The sequence below is a fragment of the Herbaspirillum aquaticum genome, assembly GCF_002213425.1.
Classification (GTDB): Bacteria; Pseudomonadota; Gammaproteobacteria; order Burkholderiales; family Burkholderiaceae_D; genus Herbaspirillum; species Herbaspirillum aquaticum.
In genome coordinates this window covers 210,224-228,189 of sequence record NZ_NJGV01000008.1, presented here as the reverse complement: position 1 = coordinate 228,189, position 17,966 = coordinate 210,224, and the positions used below count along the sequence as shown (strand labels likewise).

General features: G+C 64.1%; 19 protein-coding genes and 1 tRNA gene. 14 read left to right on the top strand and 6 right to left on the bottom strand.

What is annotated here, in order from left to right; translation table 11 throughout:
- Positions 1-17: 17 nt before the first annotated feature.
- The 3 genes from CEJ45_RS11075 (at position 18) to CEJ45_RS11065 (ending at position 3,270) form a co-directional block, all read left to right on the top strand.
- On the top strand, positions 18-1,334 hold the full coding sequence (locus tag CEJ45_RS11075; RefSeq protein ID WP_088755168.1) for an MFS transporter: 1,317 nt from the start codon (positions 18-20) through the stop codon (positions 1,332-1,334).
- A gap of 120 nt (positions 1,335-1,454) precedes the next feature.
- Positions 1,455-2,645, top strand: coding sequence for an amino acid aminotransferase (locus CEJ45_RS11070; protein ID WP_088755167.1), 1,191 nt, complete (start codon positions 1,455-1,457; stop codon positions 2,643-2,645).
- Positions 2,638-3,270: a YitT family protein gene (locus CEJ45_RS11065; RefSeq protein ID WP_088755166.1), complete on the top strand. Its 633-nt coding sequence runs from the start codon at positions 2,638-2,640 to the stop codon at positions 3,268-3,270. The genes CEJ45_RS11070 and CEJ45_RS11065 overlap by 8 nt, the downstream gene beginning before the upstream one ends.
- A gap of 82 nt (positions 3,271-3,352) precedes the next feature.
- Here CEJ45_RS11065 and CEJ45_RS11060 read toward each other — a convergent pair whose 3' ends face one another.
- The 3 genes from CEJ45_RS11060 to CEJ45_RS11050 form a co-directional block, all read right to left on the bottom strand.
- Positions 3,353-3,607 carry a helix-turn-helix domain-containing protein gene (locus tag CEJ45_RS11060; RefSeq protein WP_229297011.1) on the bottom strand — a complete coding sequence of 85 codons (255 nt, stop codon included), beginning with the start codon at positions 3,605-3,607 and terminating at the stop codon, positions 3,353-3,355.
- A gap of 159 nt (positions 3,608-3,766) precedes the next feature.
- Complete coding sequence (locus tag CEJ45_RS11055) at positions 3,767-4,156, bottom strand: dihydroneopterin aldolase (RefSeq protein ID WP_008333021.1); 390 nt, start codon at positions 4,154-4,156, stop codon at positions 3,767-3,769.
- Positions 4,157-4,174: 18 nt separating this feature from the next.
- Entirely contained in the window at positions 4,175-4,942 is a 768-nt protein-coding gene (locus CEJ45_RS11050; protein WP_088755165.1) for an SDR family oxidoreductase, read from the bottom strand.
- 35 nt (positions 4,943-4,977) lie between these two features.
- On the opposite strand from CEJ45_RS11050, the gene CEJ45_RS11045 reads away from it, so the two are divergent.
- The 5 genes from CEJ45_RS11045 (at position 4,978) to CEJ45_RS11025 (ending at position 9,995) form a co-directional block, all read left to right on the top strand.
- On the top strand, positions 4,978-6,138 hold the full coding sequence (locus CEJ45_RS11045) for a class I SAM-dependent methyltransferase (protein WP_088755164.1): 1,161 nt from the start codon (positions 4,978-4,980) through the stop codon (positions 6,136-6,138).
- Positions 6,139-6,148: 10 nt separating this feature from the next.
- Positions 6,149-6,343 carry a DUF2905 domain-containing protein gene (locus CEJ45_RS11040; RefSeq protein WP_034332265.1) on the top strand — a complete coding sequence of 65 codons (195 nt, stop codon included), beginning with the start codon at positions 6,149-6,151 and terminating at the stop codon, positions 6,341-6,343.
- Positions 6,344-6,364: 21 nt separating this feature from the next.
- Positions 6,365-7,021, top strand: coding sequence for a response regulator (locus tag CEJ45_RS11035; protein WP_088755163.1), 657 nt, complete (start codon positions 6,365-6,367; stop codon positions 7,019-7,021).
- Positions 7,018-8,352 carry an ATP-binding protein gene (locus tag CEJ45_RS11030; RefSeq protein WP_088755162.1) on the top strand — a complete coding sequence of 445 codons (1,335 nt, stop codon included), beginning with the start codon at positions 7,018-7,020 and terminating at the stop codon, positions 8,350-8,352. The genes CEJ45_RS11035 and CEJ45_RS11030 overlap by 4 nt, the downstream gene beginning before the upstream one ends.
- A 158-nt stretch (positions 8,353-8,510) precedes the next feature.
- On the top strand, positions 8,511-9,995 hold the full coding sequence (locus CEJ45_RS11025; protein ID WP_088755161.1) for a DegQ family serine endoprotease: 1,485 nt from the start codon (positions 8,511-8,513) through the stop codon (positions 9,993-9,995).
- Between the two features lie 267 nt (positions 9,996-10,262).
- Here CEJ45_RS11025 and kefC read toward each other — a convergent pair whose 3' ends face one another.
- Both kefC and kefF read right to left on the bottom strand, forming a co-directional pair.
- Positions 10,263-12,101, bottom strand: a complete 1,839-nt coding sequence (gene kefC, locus CEJ45_RS11020) for a glutathione-regulated potassium-efflux system protein KefC (protein ID WP_088755160.1) — start codon at positions 12,099-12,101, stop codon at positions 10,263-10,265.
- Positions 12,102-12,181: 80 nt separating this feature from the next.
- On the bottom strand, positions 12,182-12,703 hold the full coding sequence (kefF, locus tag CEJ45_RS11015) for a glutathione-regulated potassium-efflux system oxidoreductase KefF (protein ID WP_088755159.1): 522 nt from the start codon (positions 12,701-12,703) through the stop codon (positions 12,182-12,184).
- Positions 12,704-12,997: 294 nt separating this feature from the next.
- On the opposite strand from kefF, the gene CEJ45_RS11010 reads away from it, so the two are divergent.
- The 5 genes from CEJ45_RS11010 to CEJ45_RS10990 all read left to right on the top strand — a co-directional run bounded on the left by CEJ45_RS11010 (position 12,998) and on the right by CEJ45_RS10990 (position 16,528).
- Positions 12,998-14,167, top strand: a complete 1,170-nt coding sequence (locus CEJ45_RS11010) for a gamma-glutamyl-gamma-aminobutyrate hydrolase family protein (protein ID WP_088755158.1) — start codon at positions 12,998-13,000, stop codon at positions 14,165-14,167.
- Between the two features lie 227 nt (positions 14,168-14,394).
- Positions 14,395-14,703, top strand: a complete 309-nt coding sequence (locus CEJ45_RS11005) for an ElaB/YgaM/YqjD family protein (protein WP_039783473.1) — start codon at positions 14,395-14,397, stop codon at positions 14,701-14,703.
- Between the two features lie 11 nt (positions 14,704-14,714).
- On the top strand, positions 14,715-15,125 hold the full coding sequence (locus tag CEJ45_RS11000) for a phage holin family protein (protein ID WP_088755157.1): 411 nt from the start codon (positions 14,715-14,717) through the stop codon (positions 15,123-15,125).
- A 54-nt stretch (positions 15,126-15,179) separates the two neighbouring features.
- The gene (locus CEJ45_RS10995) at positions 15,180-15,620 is read left to right on the top strand and encodes a hypothetical protein (protein WP_088755156.1); all 441 of its coding nucleotides are present in this window, start codon (positions 15,180-15,182) and stop codon (positions 15,618-15,620) included.
- 176 nt (positions 15,621-15,796) lie between these two features.
- Positions 15,797-16,528, top strand: coding sequence for a YiaD family glycine zipper/OmpA-like lipoprotein (locus tag CEJ45_RS10990; RefSeq protein ID WP_088755155.1), 732 nt, complete (start codon positions 15,797-15,799; stop codon positions 16,526-16,528).
- Positions 16,529-16,705: 177 nt separating this feature from the next.
- Here CEJ45_RS10990 and CEJ45_RS10985 read toward each other — a convergent pair whose 3' ends face one another.
- Positions 16,706-17,266, bottom strand: coding sequence for a c-type cytochrome (locus CEJ45_RS10985; RefSeq protein ID WP_088755154.1), 561 nt, complete (start codon positions 17,264-17,266; stop codon positions 16,706-16,708).
- A 243-nt stretch (positions 17,267-17,509) separates the two neighbouring features.
- On the opposite strand from CEJ45_RS10985, the gene CEJ45_RS10980 reads away from it, so the two are divergent.
- Positions 17,510-17,585 (top strand) — tRNA-Arg (locus CEJ45_RS10980).
- Positions 17,586-17,966 lie beyond the last annotated feature (381 nt).

Below are 17,966 nucleotides of genomic sequence, written 5' to 3'. Positions count from 1 at the left end.
CCAACGGGAACACGACCATGAACGCAGCGTCACCCTCGGCAACACCGGAAATTTCTCCAGCAGCAGAAGCGGCGCCCGCGCCGATGTCGGCCGCGCGCACGCGGCGACTGATCGTCGCCTCCTCGATCGGCAATGCGCTGGAGTGGTTCGATTTCGTCGCTTATGGCTTCTTTGCCGTGACCATCTCCAAGCTGTTCTTCCCGACCGGAGATGAGACGGTCTCGCTGCTGGTCACGTTTGCCACCTTCGGGCTGTCGTATCTGTTCCGTCCGCTGGGGGCGATCCTGCTGGGCTGGTATGGCGACAAGGTGGGGCGCAAGCCGGCGCTGCTGGTCTCGCTGTCGATGACGGTGGCTGGCACCCTGATCTGTACCGTCATTCCGACCTACGAGAGCATCGGCGTGGCCGCACCCATCGGCATCCTGGTGGCACGCATCCTGCTGGCGCTGTCAGCGGGCGGCGAATTCGGTTCGGCCACGGCCTTGCTGACCGAGACCGGCTCCAAGCGCCGCGCCTTCATGGCCAGCTGGCAATTCTCCAGCCAGGGTGCGGCCGCCCTGATGGCGGCGCTGGCCGGCTTCCTGCTGAACCAGTGGCTCACGCCCGAGCAGATCTCCGCCTGGGGCTGGCGCCTGCCGTTCGCCTTCGGCCTGTTGATCGCACCGGTGGGCCTGTACATCCGTCGTCACATCGATGAAGTGCCGATGGCGAAGAAGGTGCAGGTGGCCGGCGAGGACGATGCCAGCTGGGGCCTGCAGGTCACGCGGGTGCTGGTGGCCATGGGCATTCTTTCGGTCTCCACCGCCGCCACCTACCTGATGCTGCTGTACATGCCGACCTATGCCATCAAGCAGTTGCACCTGCCGCAGTCCACCGCCTTTGCCGCCGCCGCCGTGACCGGCGCCATCCTGATGATCGGCGCGCCTTTCATGGGCATGCTGGCCGACCGCGTGGGCCGGGCCCGCATCATGGTGGTGTCCACGGTGCTGACGCTGGCCACCATCTATGGCTCCTTCGTCTGGGTGATCGCCATGCCGACGGTGTGGGTGATGATGGCCATCATGATCTGGGCCGGCATCCTCAAGGCGGTCTATTTCGGTTCGCTCGGGGTGGTGCTGTCCTCGATCTTCCCGCCGGCCACGCGAGTGCGCGGCATGGGCATCAGCTATAGCCTGGGAGCAACCATCTTCGGCGGCTTCACGCCCTTCATGGTGACCTGGCTGGTGGGCAAGACCGGCAACCCCGTCTCGCCCAGCTACTACCTGATGGTTTGCGCGGCCATCAGCCTGGTGTGCGTGGGCATTTATCACTTCCGCCTGAAAAAATACCTGTGAAAAAACGCACAGGTGGCACGCGGGACGGGAATTTTTTCCCGTGCCGCGCTACCATGGCGGTCTTGCCGGACAAGCTGGACTGTGCCGGCATCGGCGTTTTCCCACATTGACGAGGTCCTCATGTTTTCGCATCTCCCGCCGTATGCCGGCGATCCCATCCTGAGCCTGATGGAACAATTCCAGCGCGATGAGCGCAGCAACAAGGTCAACCTGAGCATCGGCATCTACACCGATGGCCGTGGCGTGGTGCCGGTGCTGCCCTCTGTGCGAACCGCTTCGGCTGCGGTGGCCGAGACCGGCGCGCCCTACGTCTACCTGCCCATGGAAGGCCATGCCGCCTATCGCCAGGCCGTGGCCAAGCTGCTCTTCGGTGCAGACCTGCCGTCCCCCGAGCACCTGGCCATCGTCCAGACCCTGGGCGGTTCGGGCGCATTGAAGGTCGGTGCCGACCTGATCGCGCGCTTCTTCCCGCAGCCCACCATCTGGCTGCCGGACCCGACCTGGGACAACCACGTCGGCATCTTCGAAGGCGCCGGCTTCAAGACCGAGCGTTATCCCTACTACGATGCCCAGACCAAGGGCCTCAACTTCGAGGGCATGCTGGACAAGCTGCAAAGCCTGCCCAAGGGCGCCGTGGTGCTGCTGCACCCGTGCTGCCACAACCCGACCGGCGTCGACCCGACCCGCGCGCAGTGGGAGCAGATCATCGCCGTGGTCGAGCAGCGCGGCCTGCTGCCCTTCTTCGACCTGGCCTACCAGGGCTTTGCCGAAAGCCTGGACGACGACATCTGGCCGGTGCGTGAAGCGGTGCGTCGCCAGATTCCCTTCTTCCTGTCGAACTCCTTCTCCAAGATCTTCTCGCTCTACAGCGAGCGCATCGGTGCCTTGTCGGTGTTCTGCCCGCAGGCAGGCCAGGCCGCCAACGTGCTGGGCCAGCTGAAGCTGACCGTGCGCCGCAATTACTCCAGCCCCGCACGCAATGGCGCGCTGCTGGTGGCGCATGTGCTGAACGACGACAAGCTGGCCACGCAATGGCGTGCCGAAGTCGAAGAGATGCGGGTGCGCGTGCGTGACATGCGCGTCAAGCTGGCCTCGCAATTGAAGAGCGCGGTGCCGGACCAGGACTTCTCCTTCCTGCTGCGCCAGAACGGCATGTTCGGCTACACCGGCCTGACCGCGGCCCAGGTCGATCGCCTGCGTGACGAGTTCGGCGTCTATGCCGTGGGCACCGGCCGCATCTGCGTGGCGGGCTTGAACGACAGCAACGTTGCACGCGTGGCCGAGACCATGGCCGAGGTGCTGCGTGGCTGAAGTGGCAAGCAAGGCCGCCGTTTCTGCGGCCGACCTGCGCCACAAGAGCTATGAAGACGTGCTGGCCTTGGTGGCCGGTACGCTCTTCGTCTCGCTGGCGGTGAACATGTACAGCCAGGTAGGCCTGTTGACCGGCAGCACCGCCGGCCTGGCCTTCCTGACGCATTACCTGACGGGGCTGCCCTTTGGCGTGGTGTTCTTCACCATCAACATCCCGTTCTACTATTTCGCGTTTCGCCGCATGGGCTTGCGCTTTACCGGCAAGACCTTCTTTGCGGTGGCGCTGGTGTCGGGCTTTTCGCTGATGCATCCGCATTTCATCGGTTATGCCAAGCTGGACCTGTTCTACAGCGCGGTGCTGGGTGGACTGCTGATGGGCGTGGGTTTCGTGATGCTGTTCCGCCATGGGGCCAGCCTGGGTGGCATCAACGTGGTGACGCTGTTCCTGCAGGACCGCTACGGCCTGCGCGCCGGCAAGCTGCAGATGGGCGTGGATGTGGTGATCGTGCTGTGTTCGCTGTTCGTGGTGACGCCGCGCGTGCTGCTGGCGTCCATCCTCGGGGCGGTGACGGCCAATCTGGTGATTGCCTTGAATCACCGGGCGGGCAGGTATATGGGAATGTAAGGAGGGAAGGCGGGATTGCCTTGCCGGAATGAATGCCGTTCAGTGCAGACTGGGCGGCATTTTTTTTTAGTTCTGGCTTAGTTCACACTTGCAACAATCCCGGATCAGGCTCCAGATCATTGCTCGAGAGACCGCGTGCTTCCATCACGTGCAGCAGGAAGTCGATTGGATCGGGATCATCGATGGCAAAGTGCGCACGTTCGTAATCGGCGATCAGCAGGGTGAGCACATCGAGCTGGTCGGCTTGCTCCGACCCGGCGGGCGCGTCCCAGAGGCGTTCCGCTTCAGCCAGCGCGGCGCGGTAATCCTTGCGGGTGCGTATCAGTTTGAGTTGCATGCCGTGCTCCTTCCAAGTTCTTCCACATTGATCTTGCGTTGCGTTTTACGCGCAAGCACCCGAGCTGGCAATCGTCGCTTTGGGAACAAATGAAGGTCGAAAAGACAAAACCCCGCATCAAGCGGGGTCAGCAGGACAAAGCAATCTGGCCGATGTGGATCAAGCCTTGATCCGGAAAGTCTCCACCCCCACCGAATCACAATCCGGATACACATCCGGCTTCTCGGTCGACACCCGCACCGCGCGCACCTTGGGGTGGGCCAGCATGGCGGTCATGACGTCGTCGCACAGGGTTTCCTGCAGGTGGATGTGGCCGCGCGCCATGCGCTCGGCGATGGTGGAGCGGATGAAATCGTAGTCCACCACTTCGTCCAGGTGGTCGGCGGTCGGGGTGGTCTCGGCCAGCGGGACGTAGAGGTCGACATTGATCAGGATGCGCTGCTCACCCTTCTTTTCGAACTCGTGCACGCCGATGTTGATGAACACCTCGTAGTTGCGCAGGAACAGGCGGCGGCAATCTTGCAGGGAAGGATGGGAGAGAAAGAGCATGATCAGAAAAAATTAAGGTTATTTCGCCACGAACATGACGTCGCGCGAAAGGGGAAGCAAATGCTGGCCGCCATCGACCAGCAGGGTGGTGCCCGTCACGGCCCGCGCCGAAGCGACGTAGCAGACCGCAGCGGCAATGTCCTCGGGCGTGCTGCCACGGCCCAGGGGAGTGACCGTGTGCGCCTTGTCGAACTGCGCCTCGGTCTGGTCGCCCGAGACCATGGTCAGTCCGGGGGCCACGCCGACCACCCGCACCTTGGGCGCCAGTGCCTGTGCCAGCAGCGTGGTTGCGCTGTGCAGGGCGGCCTTGGAGAGGGTGTAGGACAGGAAGTCAGGATTGGGATTGTACAGTTTCTGGTCCAGCAGGTTGATCACCACGGCCTGCTGCCCCTCCGGCGTAGCCTCGAACAAGGCCTGTGCCAGCAGCACGGGAGCGCCGACGTTGGCGCTCATGTGGCGCAGCAGGCGGTCGTTGCCGAAGCTGGCAGCGTCATCGTAATCGAACAGCGAGGCGTTGTTGACCACGCAGGTGACGCGGCCCAGCGGCGCGGCCTGGGGCAGCAGTGAACGTACCTGGGCTTCGTCGCCCAGTTCGCCCTGCACCGCCAGGGCGCGGCGGCCCAGGGCTTCAATTTCGCGCACCAGCGTGTCAGCTTCTTCGCGCGAACGGTTGTAGTGGACCGCCACGTCCCAGCCGGCGCGGGCCAGGGCCAGCGCAATGTGACGGCCGATGCGGCGTGCGGCGCCGGTGACCAGCGCAATACCTGCAGAAGAGGGTGATGTCATGTTCCCGGTTTCCATTCGTCGATACAATACGGCCCATGCAACTGCAACTACCCGAACCCGGCGCTGACGCACAGTCCGCCTCGCATTCCCTCCAGCACCTGATCGCCGGCGAAATCGCCGCATCCGGCGGCTGGATCTCCTTCGAACGTTACATGGAACTGGCCCTGTATGCGCCGCAGGTCGGCTATTACAGCGGGGGTTCTGCCAAACTGGGCAAGGAGGGCGATTTTACAACCGCCCCGGAAATCTCGCCGCTGTACGGCGCGACCCTGGCCCACCTGGCCGCCGAAGTGATCGCGGCCAGCCCGCAGGTGGCCAATGTGCTGCTGGAGTTCGGTGCCGGCACCGGCAAGCTGGCGTGCGACATCCTCACCGAATTGCAGTCGCGCGGGGCACTGCCCGAAAAATATTTCATCGTGGAAATCTCGGCCCAGTTGCGCGCCCGCCAGCAGGAAACCCTGGCCGCTTTCGCGCCCCGGGTGGAGTGGCTCGATGCCCTGCCGCAAACATTTTCGGGCGTGGTGGTCGGCAACGAAGTGCTCGATGCCATGCCGGTGCGCCTGGCGATCAAGGCCGAAGAGGGCTGGCAGGAACGTGGCGTCACGGTCGATGCCACCGGCCGCCTGCAGTTTGCGGACCGTACCGTGAATGACCTGCCTTTGGCGCAGATTCCCGAGGCCGATGACTTGCCGGCCGGCTACCTGACCGAATTGTCGCCGGTGGCCATCGGCTTCATGCACACGCTCGGCCGCATGCTGGCCAGCGGCCCGGGGGCGCTGGCAATCCTTCCTGATTACGGATTCCCCGCCGCGGAATACTACCTGCCCGACCGCGACCAGGGCACGCTGATGTGCCACTACCGCCATCACGCCCACACCGATCCCTTTTATTGGCCGGGTTTGCAGGACATCACCGCGCACGTGGATTTCACGGCGATGGCGGTGGCGGCGGTGGAAGAGGGCGCGGAGGTGCTGGCCTATACCAGCCAGGGCGCCTTCCTGCTCAATGCCGGTATCGGCGAGCTGCTGCTGCGTACCTCCCCCGAGGACAGCCTGCGCTACCTGCCGCTGGCCAACGGCATGCAGAAACTGATTTCCCCGGCCGAGATGGGCGAGCTCTTCAAGGTGCTGGCCATTGGCAAGAATGTCGAATGGCCAGCCCGCATGCTGCGCCACGACCGTACCCATCGCCTGTGAGGAGCCCCGCATGATTCGCTGGATCGTCGTCATCTTCCTCTCGGTCATCGTGTTCTCGACCTTGCTGCCCTGGCTGGAAAAGCTGGGCATCGGCCGCTTGCCGGGAGACTTGCGCTTCCGCTTGTTCGGCCGCATCTTTTCGCTGCCCTTCGCCTCCACCATCCTGATTTCAGTGGTGGTGTTCCTGCTGGCGAAGATCCTCTGAGTCCGATCAGGAGTAGTCAACATGCGCGTATTGCTGGTGGAAGACGATCCCATGGTGGGAGAAGCCGTGCGCAAGGGTTTGCGCCAGGACGGCTTCGCCATCGACTGGGTGCAGGACGGCAAGTCGGCCGACGTGGCCCTGCGCACCGAGGACTACGCCATGCTGCTGCTGGACCTGGGCCTGCCGCAGAAGGATGGCCTGGCCGTGCTGCGCACCCTGCGTGAACGCGGCAGCGCCATTCCCGTTCTCATCACCACTGCACGCGATGCGGTGGCCGACCGCGTGGCCGGGCTGGACGCCGGCGCCGACGATTACCTCATCAAGCCCTTCGATTTGGAGGAGCTGTCGGCCCGCATGCGCGCACTCTCGCGCCGCCAGGCCGGACGCGCCGAGAGCCTGGTGCAGGTGCGCGAAGTGGTCTTGAATCCGGCCACGCATGAAGTGACCGTGGGCGGCAAACCGGTCAACCTGTCGGCGCGCGAATTCGCGCTGCTGCACGCCTTCATGGATCGCCCGGGCGTGGTGCTCTCGCGCGCCCAGCTGGAAGAAAAACTCTATGGCTGGGATGACAGCATCGAGAGCAACGCCGTCGAAGTCCACATCCACGCGCTGCGCAAGAAGGTCGGCAGCGACTTCATCAAGAACGTGCGCGGCGTGGGCTACCTGGTGCCGGCATGAAATCGATCCGCAACAAGCTGCTGCTGTGGCTGGGACTGGGGCTGTTCTCCATCATCCTGCTGGCCGGGGTGGCGCTGTATTTCCAGGCGCGCGGCGAGGCCAACCAGATCTTCGATTACCAGATGCGCCAGATCGCGGCTTCGCTGCCGCGCCAGGCCTTCTCGCCCATCTCGCCGGGGCAGCAGTTCCCCGAGCTGGAGGACGAGATCATGATGCAGATCTGGGACAGCCGTGGGTCGGTCATCTATCACTCCCATGCCCGCGGGGCCATGCCGCGCCAGGCGGAGCTGGGCTTTGCCAACGTGCGCGGGCCCAATGGCATGTGGCGCGTCTACAGCGCCCAGATCGGCAGTACCGTGGTGCAGGTGGCGCAGCCGCAGAGCGCGCGCGACGAGATCGCGGCGCAGATGGCGGTCAAGACGGTGGTGCCCTTGCTGCTGCTTTTCCCGCTGATCGGTGTGCTGTCGTGGGTGGCGGTCAGCCGTGGGCTGGCCCCGGTGCGCAAGGCGGCCGCCGAAGTGGCCGCGCGTGACATGAATTTGCTGCAGCCCCTGGCCGATGTGGGCATGCCGCAGGAAATCCAGCCGCTCACGCATGCCCTGAACGACCTGCTGGCACGGCTCAAACAGGCCACGGAAACGCAGCGCGCCTTCGTCGCCGATGCAGCGCATGAATTGCGTACGCCGCTGACGGCCTTGCGGCTGCAGGCACAGCTGGCCGAGCGCGCCACCGATGAGCAGGAGCGGCGCGCCGCCTTCGCCGATCTCAAGAGCGGGCTGGAGCGTGCTACCCATCTGGTGCACCAGCTGCTCACGCTGGCGCGCCAGGAGCCCGATGCCATGGGCTTCGCGGAGGTCGACTTGCGTGCGCTGCTGGGCAGTGTCGTGGGTGACCTGTCCTCGGTGGCGGAGCATGGCGGCATCGATCTCGGGTTGGCGGACCAGGGCGATGACGGCCGGCCCCTGCGCGTGCAGGGTAATGCCGACGCCTTGCGCATCCTCTTCAACAACCTGGTGGATAACGCCCTGCGCTATACCCCGGCGGGCGGCGTGGTCGATGTCGGTTTCGAATTCCCCGCTGCGGGCAGGTGCGCGGTGGTGATCCAGGACAGTGGCCCCGGCATCGCCGAGAGCGAGTTGCCGCGCGTCTTTGATCGCTTCTACCGGGCCCAGCGGGCGCAGGAGCAGGGCAGTTCGCGCGGTGCCTTCGGCAGCGGCCTGGGGCTGGCCATCGTGCGCCAGATCGCCGACCTGCACCGGGTGCCGGTGGAGTTGCGCAATACCGGGCGCGGCTTGCAGGCGCGCGTGGTCTTCACCCTGTTGCCGGCCTGAAACGGCCGCCGGACGGCGCTTTCGGAGCATTAAGCGCGGGTTAATGCTCAATTTTCCAGCCTTAAGTTTGTCTTAATTTTCACTGCTTAATCTTCACTCCAACGGTTGAGGCCAAACAGCCCCGACCCTCGATATCCCGTTCGATCAAGGAGAAGAAGATGAGCCGTCGCATCGTTTTTGTTCGTAACACGTTGGCTGTCATGATTGCCGCGGTGGTCGGCGGCAGCTACGTCTATTTTCGCGGTGCCGACCTGCCGTCGGCGCACGCGGCCGCGCTCAACGCCCCGCTGGTGGCCGCCAACGCCGCGCCCGCTGCCCCGGCCGGACCGGTGGTCGCGGCGGCGACCGATTTCTCGGGCATCGTCCAGCGCTATGGTCCGGCCGTGGTCAACATCAGCGTCACCGGCAAGGCCCGCAAGGTCGCCGATGACGATGACAACGGCCTCGATCCCAACGATCCCTTCTCCGAATTCTTCAAGCGCTTCGGCCCGCAACTGCAGATGCCGCAGCAGCCGCGCATCATGCACGGCCTCGGTTCCGGTTTCATCATCTCGCCCGATGGCTTGATCCTGACCAATGCCCACGTGGTCGACGGCGCCCAGGAAGTGGTGGTCAAGCTGACCGACCGTCGCGAGTTCAAGGCCAAGGTGCTGGGCATCGACAAGCAGAGTGACATCGCCGTCATCCGCATCGATGCCAAGAACCTGCCCACGGTGCAGATCGGTGATCCTTCCCGCGTGAAGGTCGGTCAGCCGGTGCTGGCCATCGGCTCGCCCTACGGCTTCGACAACACGGCCACCGCCGGCATCATCAGCGCCAAGTCGCGCAGCCTGCCCGATGACAACTACGTGCCCTTCATCCAGACCGACGTGGCCGTCAATCCGGGTAATTCCGGTGGCCCGCTGTTCGACCTGAATGGCCAGGTGATCGGCATCAACTCGCAGATCTACAGCCAGACCGGCGGCTTCCAGGGGCTGTCCTTCTCCATCCCCATCGATGTGGCGATGAAGGTCGAGCAGCAACTGGTCACGCACGGCAAGGTGACGCGGGGTCGCCTGGGTGTCTCGGTGCAGGACCTGAACCAGGCCTTGTCCGAATCCTTTGGCTTGAAGAAGGCCGAGGGCGCGCTGGTCAGTTCGGTGGAAAAGGGCAGCCCGGCGGACAAGGCCGGCTTGCAGGCGGGTGACGTGATCCTGAGCTTTGATGGCCACGCCATCGATCATTCGGTCGACCTGCCCACGCTGGTGGCCGATACCGCGCCGGGGGCCAGCAAGCCCATCCAGGTCATGCGCGGCGGCAAGGTGCTGACCATGAACGTGACCGTGGGCGAGATGAAGCAGGCCAAGAATGAGGCCAAGCCCGGCAAGTCAGATGACCAGGGCCGACTGGGGCTGGCGGTGCGCCCGCTGGACAAGGATGAACAGGCCCAGCTCGGTGGCCAGAAGGGCTTGCTGGTGGAAGACGCCAGCGGTCCGGCCGCAGTGGCCGGCATCCAGAGTGGCGACGTGATCCTGGCGCTCAACGGCACGCCCGTCTCCAGTGTGGCGCAGCTGCGCAAGCTGGCCAGCGAGGCAGGCAAGAACGTGGCGCTGCTGGTGGAACGGGGCGACGAGAAGATCTTCGTGCCGTTGGCGCTGAATTGAGCTGAATGCTTTAAAGGTTTGAATGCTTTAAATGCTTTAAATGCTTTAAATGCTTTAAATGCTTTAAATGCTTTAAATGTTTTAGATGTTTTAGATGTTTTAGATGTTTTAAATTTTTTTCGTTGTTGATGTCTTCAAGTCTTGAGGTTTTGCAGTGAGTAGTACCGGTGAGCAGTAAGTAGCAAGCAGTGAGCAGTGAGCAGTAAGTGGTAAGCAGTAAGCAGTGAGGGATTTGGCCGGATGTGCGCAAGCGTGTCCGGTCTTTTTTTATTCTTCTGCCGCAGGTTTGGCGGGGGCCGGTTTTTCGCGCCACTGGTCGTGCGAGTGATCGCGCTGCATGGCTTCGCGGTCGCCGGCGAACATGGCTTGCAATTCCTCCCGCGCCTGCACGGCCATGGAGACCATCTGCGCCTGGTCCTTGTAGTGCGGGTAGAGCGCTGCCAGGGTTTTGAGATTGTGGGAGCGGAATTTCATCGCCGCTTCACGCGCACGATAGGCGCCGAAGTCCAGTTGCTGCAAGACTTGCCGGCCCATGTGCAGGGCGCTTTCGAAGGTCTCGCGTTCCAGCACCGTCACGCCGCGATCCATCAGGTCGTAGTAGTGCGTGACGTTGCGCGCACGGGCAGCGATCTGCAGGTGGGGGAATTCCTCGCGTACCTTTTCCACCATGTCCAGGGCGGCTTGCGCATCGTCGATGGCGATCACCAGGACCTTGGCCTTGTCGGCACCGGCGGTGCGCAGCAGGTCGATGCGGGTAGCGTCGCCGTAGAACACCTTGAAGCCGAACTTGCGCAGGAAATCGATCTGGTCCGGATCGTGATCAAGCACCGTGGCGCCGATGTCATTGGCCGCCAGCAGACGACCCACGATCTGGCCGAAGCGACCGAAGCCGGCGATGATGACTTCGTTGTCCTGCGGCCCGATCTTGTCTTCCGGGCGGCGCTTGCCGCTTTCCAGCCAGCGCACCAGCAGGCGGTCATGCACCAGCAACAGCAGCGGCGTGATCAGCATCGACAACGCCACTACCACCACCAGCATGGACGAGATCTCGGGCGTGAGTACCTTGGCGGTGACGGCGGCACCGAAGACGATGAAGGCGAATTCCCCGCCCTGCGAGAGCAGGAAGGCGAAAAACAATTGCTGCCCGCGCGGAATGCCGAAGCAGCGGCCGAGGAACCACATCACGCCGGTCTTGATGGCCAGGAAACCCGCCACCATGCCGAGGATGCGCCACGGTTGCGCGAGGAAGACACCGAAGTCCACCGACATGCCCACGGCAATGAAGAACAGGCCCAGCAGCAAGCCCTTGAAGGGTTCCAGGTCGCTTTCCAGCGCATGGCGGTATTCGGAATCGGCCAGCAGCACGCCGGCCAGGAAGGTGCCCAGCGCCATCGACATGCCCACCGATTGCATCAGCAGGCAGGTCGAGATGACCAGCAGCAGGGCGAAGGCGGTGAAGATCTCGCGCATGTCGGTCTTGGCGATGATGCGCAGGATGGGCCGGATCAGCACCCGTCCGCCGAAGATCAGCAGGGCGATCACCAGCGCCACCTGGCCGGCATGCAGCCATCCCTGTCCGCTGCCCTGGCTGGCCGCCACGCCCAGCAGGGGTACGGCGGCCATCATGGGAATGGCGGCGATGTCCTGGAACAGCAGGATGGAAAAGCCCGCTGCACCCGCCGGTGTGGCGGTGAGCTTGCGCTCGCCCAGTGTGGCCAGGGCAATGGCGGTGGAGGAAAGCGACATGCCCAGCGCACCGATGAGCCCGATGCGCCACGGCACGCCCGCTGCCAGCGCCGCAGCGAAAAGCGCCAGTGACACCGCCGCCACCTGCACGCTGCCCCAGCCGAAGATGGAGCGGCGCAGCGCCCACAGGCGTTTGGGATCGAGTTCCAGACCGATCAGGAACAGCAGCAGCACCACGCCGAATTCGGAGAATTCGAGGATGTGCTTGACCTCGGTAATGAGGCCCAGTCCCCACGGGCCGATCACGATGCCCGCCAACAGGTAGCCCAGCACCGCACCCAGCCCCAGCCGCTTGGCAATGGGCACGGCGGCCACGGCCGCCAGCAGGTAGACGAGGGCGATGAGCAGTTGTTCATCCATGGCAGGGTCCGATCAGTTGGTCAGTTGAAAGGGGAGGGCGCAGTGAGACGCGAGGATTGGTGAGGAACCGGAAGCCTCGCTCATGCCTGCAGGCCTTCGAGGTAGCGTTCCACATGGCGCTGGAATTCGACCGGCGGCACGTGATGGGCGCCATGCAGGATCAAGGGTTCCACCCACTGCATGCCGCACAGGCGCGCGGTCTGCTGGTAGGGCGGCAGGAAATCCGCAAAGGGATGGCCATGGCGGCCGGTGGCTTGGTAGGACGCCGTCTCCCCGCCGGTCGAGGCCACCAGCCAGAAGCGCTTGCCCTCCAGCGCATGGCCATCGTGGCCGAAGGCCCAGCCGCGCGCCAGCACGCGGTCCAGCCATTCCTTCTGCAGGGCCGGCATGCTGTACCAGTGGATGGGATGCTGCATCACGACCAGCTCGGCCTGGCTCAGCAGTTGCTGTTCGTGTTCGACGTCGATGTGGAAGTCGGGGTAGTGCTCGTAGAGGTCATGCACGGTCACCTCGGGCAGGCGGGCGGCGGCCTCTAGCATCAGGCGATTGGTGCGGGAGAGCTCGGCAGCGGGATGGGCGTACAGGATCAGGACCTTGGACATGTGTCGGCGCGGGCAATGTGGGTGGTGGGCAGAGGGGACCATGGCCTCCGGTGCAAATGGCCGGAACATGCATGGCCTTGGCGCTGTCTGCCCTTGCAAGGGAGAGGAGTGTGCCACGAAAGCGCGCTTGCCGGCTTGTACGAAACTGCTTGCAGGCGGCCCTGCCCGCAGGTGTCCAAAGCCGGGCAATGCGAATATACTCAGCCACTCCCCGGGCCCGTCGCGCCATTGACGGCTTGCATGCCGCCGCTGGTACTCGCCGCAGTTCATTTCATCTGATTACTTATTGCAGCCATGTCCGACATCCAAGATTCCGAAGCCAACCTGCCGCCAGACCGCTCCCCGGGCGCGGTCCCGGCCAAGCCCGTGTCTGCCGACGCGTCCGGTACGCCGGCCGCATCCCAGAATCCCGCGCAGCCCGCCGTCGCACCTGCTACCGCCGTGGTTGCAGCCCCTTCGGCCGCCCCGGCCGTGCCGGCTGCTGAACCGGTGACGCCACCGGCCCAGCCGGGCGCGCAGCCTGCTACCGAGGCCGTCCATGGCCAGTCTGGGGACCAGGCGCAGCAGCGCATCTACACCTCGCTGCCGCCGCCTCCCCATCACGCGGGCGACGCGCCCTGGGCGCAGACCTGGCGTTTCCTGACGGCGCGCCTGCGCCAGCTGTCGGACAAGGCCGGGCGCCGCGTCATGCAGCGCACGCTCAAGATCGGCGTATCGGCCCGCATCTTCCATCCCGAAAGCGGCGCCAAGGGCTTGCGCAGCAAGACCCTGCAGTATCTGGAGGAGTCGATCGCGCAATGGGTGATGTCGCGTGACGTGCTGGTCTTCATGATCCCCACCGTCAATACCAATGGCCTGGTCCACCCCAGCAATATTCGCCTGCGCGACTATGCCAAGCACCTGGATGGCCTGGTGCTGCAGGGCGGGGCGGATGTCTCGCCGCAGAGCTATGCGCAAGCGGCCACACGCCCCGAATGGAGCGGCGACCGCGTGCGCGACATGTATGAGCTGGAGCTGCTGCACGAATTCATCGAGGCCGGCAAGCCCGTGCTGGGCATCTGCCGTGGCTGCCAGCTGATCAACGTGGCTTTTGGCGGCACGCTTTACCAGGACATCGCCACCGACGTACCGACCGCCATCCCGCACGTCAACGATCAGTACGACAGCAATTATCACGCGCTGCATTTCCCGCAGGGCTCGTCACTGGCCGGCATGGTCAAGACCGAGAACGCGATCGTCAACTCCATCCACCACCAGGCCGTCCACAACCTCGGGCGCGACCTGTCGGTGGAGGCCGTCTCGGGCCCGGACCAGATCGTGGAAGCCATCCGCTACCGCAAGGCTCCCTTCGTGATGGGCTTGCAGTGGCATCCGGAATTCCACCGCGCAGGCGGCCCGGAGCTGCTGGATTGCACGCCTATCCTGGACAGTTTCCTGCGGGCAGCGCGCGAGACGCGTTTCTGATCCCGCGTGATTGGCCGGAACCTAAGACTGCCAGCGTCATCGAACCCTCTTTGCGCTGGCGCAAGCTGATTGCATCGCTCCTGCAGCAAGGGCGCGATGCGCTATCCGCCTCAGCGCGGACTCTGTAGAATCAAAAGGTCGTCGCAGTGCAGCACCGCCCGGGTGCTGTGTTCAGGGAGCGGCGACTTGCTAGTTTTTTCCATCACCGGCAAAAAAGGAGAATTTACATGCCCCAATCCCCCGCACTGAAGACCGTTCGCAACGATATGAAGACTCTGGTCAAGGACGCCCAGGCATTGTTCGCCGAAGCCGCTGCCGCCACCGGCGAAAAGGCTGACGAGCTGCGCGCGCGCGGCCTGACCCTGCTGGAAGCCGCTGCCGAAGCTGCCCAGACCGCTCAGGCGGCTGCCATCGAGAAGGGCAAGGAAGTCGCCGCCAAGACCGACGACTATGTCCACGAAAATCCGTGGCGTGCCGTGGCCATCTCCGCAGGCCTGGGCCTGCTGGTCGGCCTGGTCATCGGCCGCAGCAAGTAAGCGCCGCGCCAATGGCGACTTCCCACAAGGACGGCCCGTCCGCACCCGCCGCCCATGCCGCCAACCCCGGCTTGACGGCGGGCCTCTTGGGCCTGGCCAAGAACCTGCTGGGCCTCATCATCAGCCGCATCGAGCTGGCCTCGCTGGAGATGTCGGAGATCGGCGCCAACCTGGTCCGTTTCGCCGTCATCTTCGTGCTGGCAGCGGTGGCGCTGTGGTTTGCCATCGCCTTCTGGTCGGTGCTGGTGGTCATGCTGGCCTGGGATACCTGGGGCTGGAAGATCCTGGCCCTGCTGGGCTTCATCTTCAGCGCGGCCACCGTGGGCCTGGTGTTGTATGCCAGGTCGGTGCTGAGGCAGGGCAAGCTGTCGCTGCCGCAGACCATGTCGGAGCTGCGCAAGGACCGCGATGCGCTGTTGTGATGAAGTTTTGTTACGCAGCGGCTGCGTCATTTTTCCTAGTTCAGTGAGGACTGCATGAGCGATCAGGACCAGGGCATGACCCATGAGGAACGCAAGCGCAAGATACTGGCGCAAGGCGCGCTGTACCGGCTGGGCGTGATGGAAGCGCGTGAAGTGGTGCGCGAGAATCTCAGCGCCGAGTCGCTGGCCAAAGGCGCCATGAGCCGGGTCGGCCATTTTGCCGCTTCGCTTTTTGGTGGCGGCAGGGCGGTGCAGTCGATCAAGTCGCTCAGCGCAGGCGGGCTGGGCAACCTGAATCTGCAGACGGTGACGCCGCTGCTGATGACGGGCGCTTCGCTGCTCTCACGGCGCTGGCTGCGCAAGCCGCTGATGATGGGCGGCGTGATTGCAGCCGTCGGCGGGCTGGCCTATTACTTCAGCCAGCGCGGCGGCAGCCGGGATCAGCCGGACACGGTTGACGCGGCAGCGCTGCAAGGACCGCCGGAACCCGATTGAGGGCTTCGGGCTGGTCCTTGATGCAACGGCAAAGGCATCCGGTTTTCCGGATGCCTTTGTCATTCATGGGCAGCGTTTTGGCAAGCGCGGCAGGAACATATCGGCCCTGATACGCTCTGAAGGACACCGGCCCATGGCCTGGACAACAAGACTGACAAGGCAAGAAAGGACATGACATGAAGAAAATTTCGATTGCAGCGATCGCCGGCGTGCTGGCGCTTTCCGGCTGTGCCGACATGAGCCCGACCCAGCGTGGCACGGCGACCGGCGCCGGTATCGGTGCCGGCCTGGGTGGCATCATCGGCGCGGCCACCGGCGGTGGTGGCGGCGGACGTGCGCTGGGTGGTGCGGCCATTGGCGGCGCCATTGGTGCGGTCGCCGGCAACATCTGGTCCAACCGCATGGAAAACCAGAAGCGCGCCATGGAGCAAGCCACCCAAGGCACGGGCGTGCAGGTCACGCAGACTGCCGACAACCGCCTGAAGCTGGAAATCCCCAGCGACATCTCCTTCGATACCGGCCGTGCCGACATCAAGCCGGAGATGCGCCCGGTGCTGGATCGCTTCGCCGCCACCCTGGTGGAGAACCCGGCCACCACCGTGACCATCGTCGGCCACACCGACAACACCGGCAGCGATGCCATCAACGACCCGCTGTCGCAGCAGCGCGCCGCGCGTACCCGCGATTACCTGACCACGCGCGGCGTGGCCGCCAACCGCTTCAACATCTCGGGCCGTGGTTCGCATGAGCCGCTGGTGCCCAACACCAGCGACGCCAACCGCGCCAAGAACCGCCGCGTGGAAATCTTCGTGGCCGAACAGCAGGCTGCGGCACCGGCACAGCAGCCGGCACCGGCTGGCTATGCACCGGGCTACTACCCGCCGCCGCCGCCTCCCCAGCGCTATTGAGGCGGTATGAAGGATGCGGCGATGCGCCCGGCAGTCGCGGCGCATCCGCAGGGTCCGGGGCGATGACCGCGACCTGTTGACTCTTTGGCATGTGAATGAAAATGAAAAATCCCCGAATTTCGGTTCGGGGATTTTTTTTGGGGCGTGGCCAGCGAGCGGATCGCTGGTCGTTGCGGATTACTTGGCGGGGGCGTCGGCCGCTGGTGCGGCACCTTCAGCGGCGGCCGGGGCCTTCACTTCGGGTTCCTTGAACTTGGCGCCGGACTGGTTGGCCATGTAGACCACGGTGCGCTGGATTTCGACATCATCCAGGTCCGGGTTGCCGCCCTTGGCGGGCATGGCGCGCAGGCCGTTGATGGCGTGCGAGACCAGGGTGTCATAGCCGGCGGCGATGCGGGCCTGCCAGGAGGCGGCGTCACCGACCTTGGGGGCACCTGCTACGCCGGCGCTGTGGCAGGCGGCGCAGGTGGTCTTGTAGACTTCTTCACCGGAGAGCAGTTGCTTGGGACCGGCGGCATCACGGAAGGTGAAGCCATCGTCGGAGACGGGTTTGATGCGTGCCGCGATCATTTCGGGCGTCTGGCTGTCCGAGCCGGCGCCGGTTTTCTGGCCATTGGTGACATACTGCACCAGCAACACGATGCACACGATGGGCACCATGAAACCTGCGACGACGGCTGCGATCAATTGCTTGGGAGTCTTGATTGCCGACTCGTGTTCATGCTGAGCTGAGCTCATTGGCGTCCCTCCGTAATGTTTCCTCGAAATTGGGGCGGAAAACGTCGGTTCCCTTTGTATTGCCTTATCGCCTGGCATTGCGTGGAACTGGGATCAGGCAGGGCTTTCATTGCGCTCTCTCGCCGAACTCTTGATTATAGTCACAATGCTTTCCGTTTGACACGGAAAAACCGCCAGCGCCATGGACGTCCTGCCGGAAAGACGGTATCCTTCAGGCCTTTCCGGGGTTCGCCCCGATTCAGCGCGGCTGTAGCTCAGTGGATAGAGTATTGGCCTCCGAAGCCAAGGGTCGTGGGTTCGATCCCCGCCAGCCGCGCCACTTTCCCTTCTTCCTCGTTTTGCTGCTGCCCAAAACCGCAACATCGGTTTGCCGTCGGGCAGCAGGATGCATTCAATTTCCTGCAGCCAAAGCAAGTTTCCACACTCAAGGCAGAAGGCCAACGGCAGCCGCCGTTCGCCCCTTCTCTACCAACCCGGTACCACGCCAGATACAAAATTATTAAAACAGCAACGTATTCTGCCGGGAAACAGTATGCCGGCGTTGCGTGACAGATACTTTGCGCGATATCAATCCGGGGCAATAGGGCTCTTTTTATCCGTGCAATGCCCTTCGCCGCTCGGCGGCGTTGTCATCGCGCCGGAGATCGCACGCGCGGCGACCAGACCAAGTACGTACCCAGTCACTGAAGAGTATGGGCAG

What these genes read in the sequence shown, in the direction of transcription:
- kefC (WP_088755160.1), bottom strand. Translation starts at nt 12,101, where the DNA reads ATGGATGAACAACTGCTCATCGCCCTCGTCTACCTGCTGGCGGCCGTG.
- CEJ45_RS11060 (WP_229297011.1), bottom strand. Translation starts at nt 3,607, where the DNA reads ATGCAACTCAAACTGATACGCACCCGCAAGGATTACCGCGCCGCGCTG.
- CEJ45_RS11070 (WP_088755167.1), top strand. Translation starts at nt 1,455, where the DNA reads ATGTTTTCGCATCTCCCGCCGTATGCCGGCGATCCCATCCTGAGCCTG.
- CEJ45_RS11050 (WP_088755165.1), bottom strand. Translation starts at nt 4,942, where the DNA reads ATGACATCACCCTCTTCTGCAGGTATTGCGCTGGTCACCGGCGCCGCA.
- CEJ45_RS10985 (WP_088755154.1), bottom strand. Translation starts at nt 17,266, where the DNA reads ATGAGCTCAGCTCAGCATGAACACGAGTCGGCAATCAAGACTCCCAAG.
- CEJ45_RS10995 (WP_088755156.1), top strand. Translation starts at nt 15,180, where the DNA reads ATGAGCGATCAGGACCAGGGCATGACCCATGAGGAACGCAAGCGCAAG.
- CEJ45_RS11035 (WP_088755163.1), top strand. Translation starts at nt 6,365, where the DNA reads ATGCGCGTATTGCTGGTGGAAGACGATCCCATGGTGGGAGAAGCCGTG.
- CEJ45_RS11005 (WP_039783473.1), top strand. Translation starts at nt 14,395, where the DNA reads ATGCCCCAATCCCCCGCACTGAAGACCGTTCGCAACGATATGAAGACT.
- CEJ45_RS11030 (WP_088755162.1), top strand. Translation starts at nt 7,018, where the DNA reads ATGAAATCGATCCGCAACAAGCTGCTGCTGTGGCTGGGACTGGGGCTG.
- kefF (WP_088755159.1), bottom strand. Translation starts at nt 12,703, where the DNA reads ATGTCCAAGGTCCTGATCCTGTACGCCCATCCCGCTGCCGAGCTCTCC.
- CEJ45_RS11010 (WP_088755158.1), top strand. Translation starts at nt 12,998, where the DNA reads ATGTCCGACATCCAAGATTCCGAAGCCAACCTGCCGCCAGACCGCTCC.
- CEJ45_RS11000 (WP_088755157.1), top strand. Translation starts at nt 14,715, where the DNA reads ATGGCGACTTCCCACAAGGACGGCCCGTCCGCACCCGCCGCCCATGCC.
- CEJ45_RS11045 (WP_088755164.1), top strand. Translation starts at nt 4,978, where the DNA reads ATGCAACTGCAACTACCCGAACCCGGCGCTGACGCACAGTCCGCCTCG.
- CEJ45_RS11055 (WP_008333021.1), bottom strand. Translation starts at nt 4,156, where the DNA reads ATGCTCTTTCTCTCCCATCCTTCCCTGCAAGATTGCCGCCGCCTGTTC.
- CEJ45_RS11025 (WP_088755161.1), top strand. Translation starts at nt 8,511, where the DNA reads ATGAGCCGTCGCATCGTTTTTGTTCGTAACACGTTGGCTGTCATGATT.
- CEJ45_RS11075 (WP_088755168.1), top strand. Translation starts at nt 18, where the DNA reads ATGAACGCAGCGTCACCCTCGGCAACACCGGAAATTTCTCCAGCAGCA.
- CEJ45_RS10990 (WP_088755155.1), top strand. Translation starts at nt 15,797, where the DNA reads ATGAAGAAAATTTCGATTGCAGCGATCGCCGGCGTGCTGGCGCTTTCC.
- CEJ45_RS11040 (WP_034332265.1), top strand. Translation starts at nt 6,149, where the DNA reads ATGATTCGCTGGATCGTCGTCATCTTCCTCTCGGTCATCGTGTTCTCG.